We start from the raw sequence: 12,477 nt of genomic DNA, 5'->3' as shown, positions 1-12,477 counted from the left end.
CTGCCGGACAGCTCGACGAGGCAGGAACGTATTTCCCGCCGAGCGGTAAGCCGGTGACGCTCTATCAGACCGAGACGGCCCTAGCCCTCGCTGAGGGCCGGCCGGCTCTAGCCGCATAATTTTTTAGGAGAAGGGTATAAACCTGATGGCTAAGAATGACCGAACGATGACGATTAGTGAACTCGCCGGCCACCTCAATTGTAAGCTCAATGATGTGCGGAGCTTCATCCGCAACAGGAACATCGAGCATGTCAGCACGGATGACCCGGAGACTTTCGAGTTTCCGCACGATATTGATGATCCGGTGAAGCGACAGAGTTACCTGATCGACTATTCCGATCGTGTTCGCAACTCTGAGCCGAACCGGCGTCGGTACGCGCTCAGTGATTTCGCCGGGTTCCTTCAGCCGTGGGAAGGCGACACGAGTACGCGGCTTGGCCTGCCTGGCAAGAGCATCGCGGAGCAGAAGCGCGATAAGGGGATGGGGTAACCATGACGCAGCCCAATGACGCCGGCCGTAGTGCCGGCACGGGTACCAACGAGGTCCCTCCCGCTGGTCAGTGGACTCGCGAGGAGCTGAAGAATAGGACTCCGTCTGAGATTGTCGCTGCCTATGAGACAGGGCAGCTTGATGACCTGATGGCCGGACAGGTCAGTAATTAGCTTCCCGTGCACCTGAGCACGGGTCCAGGCGTGAAGGTCACCGCCCCGATGAATCCATGGGGGAGCAACGGAGCTAAGGGATACGAAGTGGACTGGCAATGCCCCGCGATGAGCCCTGCGCCTGACGAGGGGATGAGGTAGGGACCGGCACCGTTCTGAGGTTGTGTCGGCCCTGCCTCTCTCCCCCTGCACTAGGTACACCCTGCACACACCCCGTGTGTGCCACCCCTTGTGCATACCCCCCCTTGATTGCTTACCCCTTGTTACTGCACTAAGCGCATGTGCATATCACATAGCCAATGCATATCGCATACCCGAATGCGTACGCATGCCCACATGCATAGGGCATGGGCAAACCCGATGCCCATACCCCATGCCCATACCCCTATGGCATGCACCCATGCACATCACATATCAACGCTGATTGCTGATCGAATTGATAATTCTCAATTCCGCTTTATTTGCTTATTTCGCATTATTCACAATTGTTTATGGCGAACTTCTCGAATCACGACAACGCGTCCTGTCGAGCGAAGCGCGACCCCTCCCCCCTACCTACCGGGGGGTGACCCACCTCAGCCGGCCACGCGGGACCGCCGGGGAGGCATCTCGGGAGTCTGCCGGTTTCAGGACGTCCTAAGCTAGTACCGCACACCCTCTGAGCTGCGGGAATTGCATGGCTTGTCAGACGTCGCCCAACGTTAGAGCCCTACTCTGTAGCTGGCACTAGAAGCTTCTCGCGGGCCATGTTCTCCGCAATCTCGACGATAGACAGAAACTGTTCATACGCCTTTATCTGCTTCCCAATTCGGATGAAATGTAGGCGCCCTTCCTCGAACAGCTCGTGTACTACGTCCTTGCCGTCACTGGGAGGCGGCAACCCGGTGCCCTTCTCGATCGCTTCGCTAATGATTTCATCGATGTAGTCTAAATCTCCGCTTCCTGCGTACTCATAGAATGAGGAGAAGTCACCCTTCGTCTCCTGAAGATACGTTCCAATGTCCTGTGACAAGTGCGGAGGGAGCACATCGATACCCTCTAACGTTGCCCGTGGGAGAAGTTCCCGCTCTAAGAGCGCCCACCTGGAGCACAGGCGCGCCCAGACTGGGTCGGTTGCCTCAGGCAGTTCCCATAGGCGCAGAGACTCGACGTTCGCCCTCAGTCGCCGCGAGTGTCTGTGCGCCTCTTCTAAACGACGCGAACCGACTTTGTAGCCCTCGCCCCAAAGCCACTTCACGTTCACGGCGAAAGCGGTCAGTCGGCCTGCATCGCGAGTCATCTCCGCCAGGATCTGACGGTCACTGGTCAGGAGAATCTCCGCATCCGCTTTGAACTTCACTACCTGCTCTAGCGTCCGTCCCTCTAGGCTCTCCCGGCCACGGCGTTCATCTCGTTCGCGGCTCAGCCGTTGGATGACGAAATAGGCGATAGGTACCCCAAAGCACGCGCCTGTCGCGCCGGCAACCATGTTGCTGGTGTACCCGAGTTCATCCCACCAGTTCTGAACGTCACCAATAATGCCGATGCAGAGAAGAGCAATGCCAGGCACCCAGAGGAATCTAAGCGCCCAATTCAGCAGGCGTGACACCAAACTAGTCCTCCGTCAGGATGCGGCTGACCGGTAGGTTTATCTCACCAGTGTGCGCGGCGTGCCTGCGTTTGCGGAGCAAGAGTTGCACGAGGTCAATGCGACCTTCGAGGACCGCGTTCAAGTCTGCTCCCGTAATTAGGATGACGTTGGGCCGGCCCCCGCTCCCGAGATTCATGGTTTCCGCATTCTCGGTGAATCCATTGATGGAGATGAACACGCCAAGCGTGTTGTCTAGCTTCTCGTGTACCTTGCCGCTGAAGTCTCGAATGTGTTTAGGTTGAATCTTGTCCTTAGTCCATCGAGCTTCTACTAGATAGTCAGTACCTTCGTAGGTGAAAGCCCCGTCGATCTGTTCGCCGTTCAACTTGAATGAACGGCGAGGGTCAAGGTCGAAGAGTTCAAACAGGTCGCGGAGCAGGGATTCGAGGATTAGACCCCGTTCCTGAGGGGTGTTGGACCCGGAGTGGAGCGAGTAAAACTGCGCACGCAACTCATCTAGTCGCGCCTGAAAGGCTTGAGCACCCAAATCGGCGTCCCGGCGTTCGCGCAAGCGTTCCTCAGCAGCGGCAAGGTCCTCCATCTGCTTACGGTGAGGCGCTATCCAGTCCTTCAACGCCTTCACGGCTGCCTTCGCCCGCTGCACTTTCTCGGCGCCGTCATCGAGCCTCGCCAGGTGCTCGAACGATTCAAAATCGGCGACCTGCTGCATCAAGCGCAGAATCTGGTCTTGATAGTCGTTCTCCCGTGCCTGCATTCGACCAACGAGGTCGCTCACAGTCCGAATCTTGTACTGATCCCAGTCAAGGTCTCTCAGGAGTTCGGGTGCATCGTAGAGAGCGCTCCGTAGGAACGCCCGAAGGTCCGGCTTGAACCAGTAGACACTAGCCAACGCGTCACGTAGGGCTGTATAAGCGCCCGGACTGATGCGCCGTGCTGTCGCCAAGGTCCCCCCTCGCTCCCGCCGTCCCGGATAGCCTAGACCGCGCGATGGGCCGGGGGCACACCCTCGCGCTGCCTGTCAGTCGTGCAGGATGGACCGGTGCGACCGGACGAGCTGCCGCCCGAACCTCGACGTGACCCCCGGTTCAAGGGGTCGCCGTCGGACTACCCCGGTGGGGAAGTCGCCTACTGGCGAGATTATGACGCTGCGTCGGTATGGCGGACCCGCGAGGAGTTCCGCCTTGAAATGGGCTTGACGGAAGTTGAGTACGTCGAGCGCGAGCGCTACTACGCGTTGAAGAAGGAAGTCAATGCGCTAGCCGTCGAGCTAGCGCAGCAGACGGGTCAGGAGACCCGGCACGTGCACTCGTGGCTCGTCCGGGAGTATGGCTTTCCATGGCGCAACGACTGCTCAGCCGAAGACTTCGAGCGTATGCGTGACTTCATCGGCGAGCAACTAGTCAAACATCGATGAGGCTACTGTTTGACAGTTGGCTCCGGCGGGCTCGCTAGCTTAAGTAGCACGGTACACTCGTTTTCAAGTTCCGTTATCAGTGCTACATCTACAGCGAACCCGGGCGGCAGCTCTGACAAATCAGATTCTTCGGGCTCAAGCCTGAACCGCGCAGTTCGATACTTGCCTCTAGACACTACAAGCTTACTGACTCGCCTTTCCATTCTGTGCACGGAAGCGAGCGCTGCTTCGCGGTCGCTCACACAAGTCGGCTCCTCGTTGACTATTGCGCGGAGTGTGGCTAATGCATCGTAGGCGGTTTCGTCGCCATCCTCCGGACCCCACAGCCGCAAACGCTCTATGTGATACAACAGCCGTTGTCGGCTGTCGCGTAGAACATCAGCCTTCTTGCTGCGTTCGTTTCGGATCGCGATGAGGATGCTACTGATAAGGCTCCCAAGGGAGATGACGGCTGCGACGATCGAGATGATGATTGCTCCGCCGGCAGTGCCCAAAGCGTCCCCCTCGTCCCGCCGTCCCGTCCATGTCGAGCATAGAGCCCTGAGACATCTCCTGCGCCACTGAGGATACTTCTCCGGTCGGCCTCGCCCTCGCCGGCTCTGCGAGGCCGGCGGAATCGATCTAAGACGGGAACTCGGGGCACCGTCGGCCCCGTGCAGTACGGTGAGCGCATGACGTTGTGGGCCAACGTGCGGTACAACCGCAATCACGCGAAGGCTGGGCAGACGGAGTCCGTGGGAGTGCCCGACGAACAGGCGGGGGAGCTGCGCAACTTCGTCGAGGGTGTGCAACGGGCGAACGAGAGCCGGCTACCGCCGGCCTCTCGGACGGCAGCGTTGCGGGTGCAGCCGATGTCCAGTGGTGGGCCGGAGATCATCCTTCAGGCGCGAGAGGTCGACTCAGCGGAGATTGTCCGGGAGACCGGCAGTGAGCCGGCCTGACCGCCCGCCCGGTGAGCTAGTCGAGATCGGCCCTGAGCGTTGCTCGGAGGGCCACGCCCTCGTGCACGGTAACGTCATCGTCAGTTGGGCTCATTGTCAGTGCGCCGGCACCAGAGACGGCCGGCGAGGGCACCGCACCTATGACTGCCTAACGTGCTCCGGACTCGTCTACGTAGGCCACCACTTCCCGGAGGACAGCCGGCCACACGAGTACCTAGCCGGCTTCACCTACGTGCCTAGACAGTCCTGAACGCACGAGAGCCCCGACACCTTGCACCGGGTGCCGGGGCTTTCGTGTGTCTAGGCTCGGTACTATGGCCGGTCCAGTTCAAGGGCACCGGACGGCAACTCCGCCTCCGGCCCGGTGCGCTCGATAGAGCTGAGGATCAGGCCGAGATCATCGGTCGGTAGACCGAACTCGGCCAACTTTGCCTGCGTGGCGGCAATAGAGCCGGGACTGACAGCCTCAATCATCGTGGCAATGTCGCCAGGGTCAATCTGCCAATCCGGCTCGTCGTCGCCCATGCGCAGGAAGGTGACGCGCATACCGTGATCGCGGAGGTAATCGTTGCGGCCGGCTGATGAGAGGTTCTGCCAGTACTGTCCGAACGTCGCGCCCGTCCTGACGTACTGATAGCCGGCTTCAATGTCCCCCTCAGCCTCCCGCGCTTCCCGCGCGGCTGTGAGGCTGTCGACCTTCTCCATCATGCTTTCCCATGCGGGCGAGCTTGCCGGGAACCGGTCAACAGCCGACGACAGCGAGAGAAGCTGAGCGTCGATCTCAGCGATGGCCGACGAGTTGTCGACTCCGGGTGCATAGACCTTCTCGATATGCGGCAAGTTGCCGAGTGCGGCGAACAGTAGGTCCAGGACTCGTCCGTCTGCCTCCGGGATGGTCACTGACCGGTTGCCACACGACTTGCCGGTGCCGGCGGACGCGCACCGGTAACGAGGTGTCCGGCCCGGTCCACCCTTCAGCTTCCACATGGGTGCTCCGCAGTGACCGCAGAACAGGACGTTGACGAGTAGCGACGTCTCGGCGGAGCGGCGTTGCTTAGGCTCCGCCTCCCGCCGGTCATCGATGATTCGCTTAGCGGCGTAGAAGTCGGCGGCGGACACAAGCGGCTCAGCGCGTACGAGGGGCGCGCCGTCCTCAAACAGCACTTGCTCAGGGCCGTACTGCTTCTCGCCACCCTTGCCCTTGATCGGCTTGCCCTCGTCGTCGGTGAGCGCCGGACGGTGGACAACCTGACCGATGATGGTAGGAGAACACAGCATCCGTCTGAGGTTGTTGATCGTCCACTTCCGCCCGGTGGTCGGACGGCCCATGAGGTCGGCCTGACGATCTTTGTGCGTCTGCACGCCACGGGCGTTGAGGTCAGCGACGATGGACGCGGCACGCTCGCCAGCGATGACGCGGCCGATGACGTCGCGGATGACCGGAGCAAGGCCACCCTCGTCGGGGATCAGCCGCCAGTCACCGGCACCATCCTTCTCGGCGCGGTAGCCGACTGGCGTCGTGCTGCCCCGGTACTTGCCCGCCCTGATGTTGTACTGAGCTGCGTTGCTGTTGCGCTCGGAGATGGCGTCAAGCTCCATCTGACCCATGGCGGAGATGAACACGGCCACGGCCTGACCCATGCTCGTCGTGAGGTCGAACATCGGCTCTGTGGCGGACACGAGTTGCTTGCCGCGTTCCTCCGACCACTCGATCAGTCGCGAGAGGTGCACGACGCGGCGGATGATCCGGTCCGCCCGGTAGAAAACGATCACGTCGAACTCAACCGACCGCTCGCCGAGCCACGGCCGGAGCTGTGGCCGGTCGAACGGGGAGACGGTGCCAGCGGAGACGTCCAAGTCCTCCGCTACCCCGACGACGCGGTAGCCCCGGTCCGCACAGAACCTCTCGCACACCTCACGCTGACGCTCCGGCGACGTGCTCGCCTCCGTCATGCGGGAGAGACGCACGACGATCAGTGCTCGCTTGCCTGCCACGATGGCCCCTTCTCGGCCCGTCTGGGCCGCGGTATGAGGAGGAATCTACCGCGTACTCCGCCGTGGACATCCCGTCGTCGTCCTCGCGCAGCCGGGCCAGCCTGTGGCGCCAGGTCGTCGTCCGTGCGGTCATGGGGTTCTCCTCTCGTCCCACGCCCCGGCGGGGCGTGCGGGCTCATCGCTGCTCCAGCAGCGGCCCGGCGAGCCCGACGACCACCGGGACGATGCCCAGGGCGAGGAACGCCGGCAGGAAGCACAGGCCGAGCGGCCCGGTGACCATCACGCCCGCGCGCTCGGCGCGGGCCTCGACGGCGTCGGCGGCCTCGGCCCGCAGGTCGGTGGCGACGGCCTCGACGACGTCGGCGACCGCGGCCCCGCTGCGCGCGGACCGGCGGGCCGCGCGGGCGAGACGCGCCGTGCCCGGGTCGTCGAGCGCCGGCGCCCAGGCGTCCGCGGGGTCGGCGCCGAGGGCGACGAGGTCGGCCACGCGGCCCAGCGCCTCGCCGGCCGCCGCGGGCAGGACGGGCACCACGGCGCGCGCGGCCCGGTCGAGCGGGAGCCCGGCGCGCAGGCAGGCCGCCAGCTGGTCCCATGCCCCGGCGAGACCGAGCGGGTCCGGGCGCGGCCTGGCCCGGTGCGCCCGCCAGCGCGGCAGCACGGCGAGGACCGCGAGGCCGGCGACGCCCGTGACCACTGCAGCGACACCGGCCCCCGCGAGTGCGGCCGCGGCCCCCACCGCGAGCAGCGCCAGGCCGGGGACCAGACCCTCCCGGGCCGGAGCCCGGGGCGGCCGGCGCGGGAACGTCCGGTGGTGTGCCGTGACCGGGCCCGGCGCCACGAGCACCGCAGCGGCCAGGAGCACCAGGACCCCGGGGATCACCGGGCCACCCCCGCGACGATCCGCTCGGTCCAGGCGAGCCCGGCGCAGACCAGGCCGACGCCCACCACGAGCAGCACCTGACCGATCAGACCCCCGGTGAGCACCGACCACGGCCGCGCGCCGATCCCCTCGCCGAGCACCAGCCCGAGCACCGGCAGCCCCGCGAGGACGGCGGCGGTGGCGCGCGGCCCCGCGAGGCGGGCGCGCAGTCCGCCGGCGACCCGTGCGCGGACCCGGAGGTCGCGGGCGACCGCCGCCGCCGGGCCGGCCAGGGCGATCCCGTGGCGTTCGGCGAGCGCCCACGCCCCGGCGAGGCGGTCGAGGTGCTCGGCGACGACCGGCTCACGACCCCGCGCCGCCCGCAGGGCCGCGGGGACGTCGCCCCGAGATGCGCGGTCGCGCCCACGAGCGCCATGACCCGGGCGGCCACCGGGTGGGCGTCGGACCCCGCGGAGCCGGCCGCGGCGGCCGGGGGCGCGCCGACGCGGACCTCCGCGGCGAACGACGCCAGCGCCTCCGCGAGCCCGGCGGACGCGGCCGCCCGGTCCCGTTCCGCGCCCGTCGTCGCCCGCTGGCGGTGCACCGTGGCGGCGAGCGCGAACGCGGCCACGCCTCCCCGGGGCCGGCGAGCACCACGCCCAGCACGGCGGCGGCGGGGAGGAGCACGCCGCGTCGTCGCAGGGCGGGCCGGAGGCGGTCGAGGCCCGGCGCCCGCCGTCGACCGGGGAGCGCCCCGCACACCCGCAGCCCCGGCACCGGCGTGGGCCAGGCGAGCAGCGCACCCGCAGCGAGGAGGAGCGCCGCCGCGCTCACGCCGACTCCCGGTGCAGCAGGGACACGCCAGCGGCGACGCTCACCGCGCGCGGTGCCGCGGCGGACGGCCGGGCCGGCGGGTCGGGTGGGTCGAGCCACGGGGCCGCCACGCCCCGCTCCTGGAACATCGCGCCGAGGTCGGCGCGACCGGTCGCCCATCCGTCGCCCCGGGTCCAGGCGGGCACCACGACGACCTCGCCGGCCCCGTCGCGGCGCCGCAGGACCCCGACGGCGTCGAGCGTGCGCGTCCCGTCGCGGTCGCGTCGGACCTGCAGGACCACCTGCACCGCGGCGGCGAGCTGGCTGTGCAGCGCGGCGGGTCCCAGCCCGCCGAGGGCGGCGAGCGCCTCCAGCCGGGCCGGGACCTCGCGCGGCGCGTTGGCGTGCACCGTGCCCGCCCCGCCGTCGTGACCGGTGTTGAGCGCGGCCAGCAGCTCGACCACCTCGGCGCCGCGCACCTCGCCGACGACGAGCCGGTCCGGGCGCATCCGCAGCGCCTGGCGCACGAGGTCGCGCAGCATTACCTGCCCGGCGCCCTCGACGTTCGCCGGCCGGGCGACCATGCGCACGACGTGCGGGTGCGCCGGGCGCAGTTCCTCGGCGTCCTCGACGCACACGATGCGCTCGCTCGGCGCCACCTCGCCCAGGAGCGCGGCGAGCAGCGTCGTCTTGCCCGAGCCCGTGCCGCCGACCACGAGGAACGCGAGCCGCGCCGCGACGACCGCGCGGAGCAGGGCCACGCCGTCGGCGTCGACCGTGCCGCTGGCCGCCAGGGTCGCGAGGTCGTGGCGGGCGGGCCGGAGCACCCGCAGGGACACGCACGTCCCGTCGGCGGCGACCGGCGCGAGCACCGCGTGCAGGCGCACGCCCGATCCGGGCAGGCGCGCATCGACGTACGGGCTGGCGTCGTCGAGGCGCCGTCCGGCCGCGCTCGCGAGCCGCTGGGCGAGGCGGCGCACCGCGTCCTCGTCGGGGAAGCGGATGTTCGTGCGCTCGAGCCCCGCGCCGCGGTCGACCCACACCGCGTCCGGGGCGGTGACGAGCACGTCGGAGGTCCCGGGCTCGCGCAGCAGCGGCTCGAGCGGGCCGGCGCCGACGAGCTCGCGCTGCAGGCCCCGCACGGCGGAGAGCACGTCGGCGTCGCCGACCACGCCGCGGGCCTCCGCCCGCACGGCGGCCGCCAGGTCGTCGACCCCGGCCTGCCCGCCGGAGCTCACCAGCCGTGTCCGGACGCGATCGACGAGGTCCGTCGGTGCGGTGCTCACGCCGCCCGTCCCCGGTCGGCCACGGCGTCGAGCGCCTCGAGCACCGCCGTGGCCGCGTCCTGCAGGGGACCGCGCCGCAGGCCGGGGACCTTGCCGCGGTCGAGCGCCGGGGCGAGGCCCGGCTCGGGTGCCACGGCGGCGAGCACGTCCAGCCCCAGGGCGCGGACGACGTCGTCCGCGTCGAGGCCGCCGGGCGCGGGGCCGCGCACGACCAGACGCAGCGGCACCCCGCGCTCGACCAGCGGCTCGGCGACGCGGGCGGCGGCCGCGACCGCGCGGACCTCGGTGGGCACCACCAGGACCACGAGATCGGCGGCGTCGGCCACGGCGAGGGCCGTGTCCGAGAGGTGCCGGGGCAGGTCGCACACCACGACGTCCCCGGCCCGGCGGCCGGCCTCGACGACGGCCACGGCCGCGTCGGGCTCCGGGCCGCCGCCGCCGCGGTCGCACGCGAGGACCGTCAGCATCCCGTCGGGCGAGGGCAGCGCCTCGTGCAGCGACGCCGCGGACACCCGTCCCCCGCCTCCGCCGCCGAGCGCGAGCCCGCCCCACCGGAAGCCCTCGAGCTCCTCGGCGCCGGCGAGGAGGTCGATCCCGCCCCCGAGCGGGTCGCAGTCGACGAGCAGCGCCCGCGTCCCGCCCGTGCTCGCCCGCCCCGCGATCGCCACGGCGAGCACCGAGGCCCCGGCGCCGCCACGTCCCCCGACCACGGCGACCACCCGGCCCGGCCCGACGTCCGGCGAGGCGCGCGCCCCGGTGTCGGCCAGCGCCGAGATCAACCAGTGCTCGCCGTCCGGCAGCGACACCACGTGCTCCGCGCCCACCGCCACGGCGCGCTCCCAGACCGATCCCGGCGGCTCGCCGCGGCAGAGCAGCACGACCCCGTCGCGGCGACCGAGGCGCAGCGGCCCGAGCGCCCGGGCGGCGTCCTCGTCGACCAGCACCAGCCCGGCCGTGTGCCAGCGCCGGCGCACCCCCGCCGCGTCCGGCACCCGCTCCAGCTCGGCACCCGCGGCCGCGGCCAGCCGCACGACCTCGTCGAGGAGCTCCTCGTCGTCGGTCATCACCACCGCGCGCCGTCGACCCTGTGCGCCCGCCCCACCCGTCCCCGCCATCGGTGACCCCTCTCGCGTCCCGCCGTCGACGAGGACGCTGCCGCGGGAGGGACGCAGGGAGGGAGCGTCCGCCGCCGCGCTGGGGACGGCCGAGGGGCCTGGGGACGGAGGCGTGCCGCGCTCGGGGCCGAAGACGCCCGGACGCCCTAGCCGCGGCGTCCGGGAGGCGGTCCGGCGTCGCCGGGGTCGGTCAGGAGTGCGTCAGGCGGGCTGCGCCGCCTCCGCGATCCCGAGCCCCTCCCGCGCGCCGACCTGCCAGGCCTCGGCGCAGTGGGCGAACCAGCGGGCCAGCCCCTCCGGCGAGCCGGTGGCGAAGGCCGCGGCGGCCTCGCGGTACTCGGTCTCCGCCCGGAAGTGGCCGACCTCGGGGACGGCGAGGCCCTTGGGATCGAGCCCGGTGGCGACCGCGGTCAGCCGAGCGGCGGCGCGCGCCACGACGCCTCCCGCCGTCGGGAAGGGCGCGAGGGTGAGGAGCTCGCCGTGCACGACCGCGACGAGCACGGGCGCCGGCACCGAGGTGCCCCCCGTGACCAGCCCTGCGAGCCCGTCGAGGCGCTCGCCGACACCACGGTCGAGGCGGGGCCTGCCGAGGTCGTCGTCGGTGATCCCGGGCAGGTCGGCGGCGGCGAGCATGTGCAGCCGCGCGAGTGCCTGGCGCGGCGCCGAGCGCCAGGCCGCCAGCAGCCCGTCGAGGTCCTCGGCGACCCGCAGGGCGCCGGCGAGCACGGGATCGGTGACGCGGCCGTCGTCGGGCAGCTCGGCCGACCCACCGTCCAGGCTCGACGAGGCACGGGCCGCGCGCACGGAGGCCTCGGCGGACGTCGCGGGCCACCCGCGCCGGTTCGCGCGGTGGTTGTGCACCGCCGTCAACGCCGCGCGGACGGCGTCGGCGTCCGCGGCGACGCCGGGCAGGCGGGTCAGGGGCTCCAGCGGATCGGCCACGAGCCCGATCGTCCCAGCACCGCGCCGACCGGCCACGTCACGGCCCACCTCCTGCGGCCGAACGGCCCGAGTGGCAACCGCCGAACGGACCTGTATCGGTCCGGTTCGCGCAGGCCGCATATCCGGTTCCCGAAACCGGGCAGTAGGTGGACCACGTGATCGGCACCACAGCGCCGTGGGGCCACCCGAGAGGAGCGACTTATGTCGAGCACCACCGAGGAGCGCACCGCGCGGCCGGCGCCGAGCCCCGCGCCCGCGGATTCCACCCCGAGCTTCGCGGACCCGGGACCGCTCGGTCTCGCGGCCTTCGCCCTGACCACCTTCACCCTGAGCCTGTTCAACGCCGGGCTCGCCCCCGAGGCGCTCGAGCCGCTGGTGCTGCCGCTCGCCCTCTTCTACGGCGGTCTCGCCCAGTTCCTCGCCGGGATGTGGGAGTTCCGCAAGGCCAACACGTTCGGTGCGACGGCCTTCGCGTCCTACGGCGCGTTCTGGCTGGCCTTCGCGGCCTACGTGCAGTTCATCGAGCCGCAGATGGAGGCCTCCGGCGTCACCGAGGCCCAGGTGAAGACGGCGACGGGCATCTTCCTCGTCGGCTGGGCGATCTTCACGCTCTACATGCTCTTCGCGTCGCTGCGGACCACCGGCGCGCTGGTGGGTGTGTTCGCCACGCTGTTCCTCACGTTCGCGCTGCTGGCCGCCGGTGACCTCACCGGTGTCGACGGGATCGCCACCGTCGGCGGGTTCGTCGGGCTGCTCAGCGCGCTGATCGCCTGGTACGCCTCGGCCGCGGTCGTCACCAACGCCACGTGGGGCCGCACCGTGCTCCCGGTGGGCCCGCGCAGCTGATCCGGGCATCCT

General features: G+C 69.5%; 13 protein-coding genes. 4 read left to right on the top strand and 9 right to left on the bottom strand.

From position 1 onward, the window contains the following. Window positions 1-166: 166 nt before the first annotated feature. On the top strand, window positions 167-490 hold the full coding sequence (locus ACQPYN_RS02140; RefSeq protein ID WP_433032796.1) for a hypothetical protein: 324 nt from the start codon (window positions 167-169) through the stop codon (window positions 488-490). A gap of 882 nt (window positions 491-1,372) precedes the next feature. On the opposite strand, the gene ACQPYN_RS02135 is transcribed toward ACQPYN_RS02140, so the two are convergent. Continuing rightward, complete coding sequence (locus ACQPYN_RS02135) at window positions 1,373-2,251, bottom strand: hypothetical protein (RefSeq protein WP_433032793.1); 879 nt, start codon at window positions 2,249-2,251, stop codon at window positions 1,373-1,375. Window positions 2,252-2,255: 4 nt separating this feature from the next. After that, window positions 2,256-3,029 carry a restriction endonuclease gene (locus tag ACQPYN_RS02130; protein ID WP_433032790.1) on the bottom strand — a complete coding sequence of 258 codons (774 nt, stop codon included), beginning with the start codon at window positions 3,027-3,029 and terminating at the stop codon, window positions 2,256-2,258. Window positions 3,030-3,293: 264 nt separating this feature from the next. Here ACQPYN_RS02130 and ACQPYN_RS02125 point away from each other — a divergent pair, with 264 nt between their 5' ends. Then, entirely contained in the window at window positions 3,294-3,668 is a 375-nt protein-coding gene (locus ACQPYN_RS02125; RefSeq protein WP_433032787.1) for a hypothetical protein, read from the top strand. A gap of 2 nt (window positions 3,669-3,670) precedes the next feature. Here the strand turns inward: ACQPYN_RS02125 and ACQPYN_RS02120 are convergent, their stop codons facing one another. Continuing rightward, entirely contained in the window at window positions 3,671-4,162 is a 492-nt protein-coding gene (locus tag ACQPYN_RS02120) for a hypothetical protein (protein ID WP_433032784.1), read from the bottom strand. 159 nt (window positions 4,163-4,321) lie between these two features. Here ACQPYN_RS02120 and ACQPYN_RS02115 point away from each other — a divergent pair, with 159 nt between their 5' ends. Continuing rightward, complete coding sequence (locus ACQPYN_RS02115) at window positions 4,322-4,609, top strand: hypothetical protein (protein WP_433032781.1); 288 nt, start codon at window positions 4,322-4,324, stop codon at window positions 4,607-4,609. Between the two features lie 312 nt (window positions 4,610-4,921). On the opposite strand, the gene ACQPYN_RS02110 is transcribed toward ACQPYN_RS02115, so the two are convergent. The 6 genes from ACQPYN_RS02110 to ACQPYN_RS02085 form a co-directional block, all read right to left on the bottom strand. After that, entirely contained in the window at window positions 4,922-6,604 is a 1,683-nt protein-coding gene (locus ACQPYN_RS02110) for a recombinase family protein (protein ID WP_433032777.1), read from the bottom strand. A 175-nt stretch (window positions 6,605-6,779) separates the two neighbouring features. Next, window positions 6,780-7,484, bottom strand: a complete 705-nt coding sequence (locus ACQPYN_RS02105) for a type II secretion system F family protein (protein WP_433032774.1) — start codon at window positions 7,482-7,484, stop codon at window positions 6,780-6,782. Further along, window positions 7,481-7,636: a hypothetical protein gene (locus tag ACQPYN_RS02100; RefSeq protein WP_433032771.1), complete on the bottom strand. Its 156-nt coding sequence runs from the start codon at window positions 7,634-7,636 to the stop codon at window positions 7,481-7,483. Before ACQPYN_RS02100 ends, ACQPYN_RS02105 begins: the two co-directional genes overlap by 4 nt. Before the next feature lie 657 nt (window positions 7,637-8,293). Next, entirely contained in the window at window positions 8,294-9,562 is a 1,269-nt protein-coding gene (locus tag ACQPYN_RS02095) for a TadA family conjugal transfer-associated ATPase (protein WP_433032768.1), read from the bottom strand. Next, on the bottom strand, window positions 9,559-10,677 hold the full coding sequence (gene ssd, locus ACQPYN_RS02090) for a septum site-determining protein Ssd (RefSeq protein ID WP_433032766.1): 1,119 nt from the start codon (window positions 10,675-10,677) through the stop codon (window positions 9,559-9,561). The genes ACQPYN_RS02095 and ssd overlap by 4 nt, the downstream gene beginning before the upstream one ends. A 201-nt stretch (window positions 10,678-10,878) precedes the next feature. Next, entirely contained in the window at window positions 10,879-11,619 is a 741-nt protein-coding gene (locus ACQPYN_RS02085) for an oxidoreductase (RefSeq protein WP_433032763.1), read from the bottom strand. 201 nt (window positions 11,620-11,820) lie between these two features. Between ACQPYN_RS02085 and ACQPYN_RS02080 the strand changes: the two genes are divergently transcribed. Further along, on the top strand, window positions 11,821-12,465 hold the full coding sequence (locus tag ACQPYN_RS02080) for an acetate uptake transporter (RefSeq protein ID WP_433032760.1): 645 nt from the start codon (window positions 11,821-11,823) through the stop codon (window positions 12,463-12,465). The last annotated feature ends 12 nt before the right edge of the window (window positions 12,466-12,477 follow it).

Source organism: Actinomycetospora sp. CA-053990 (genome assembly GCF_050948445.1).
In the GTDB taxonomy this organism is placed as follows: domain Bacteria; phylum Actinomycetota; class Actinomycetes; order Mycobacteriales; family Pseudonocardiaceae; genus Actinomycetospora; species Actinomycetospora callitridis.
Note: the sequence above shows the minus strand (reverse complement) of the source record. Positions and strands in the feature narration are given on the sequence as shown.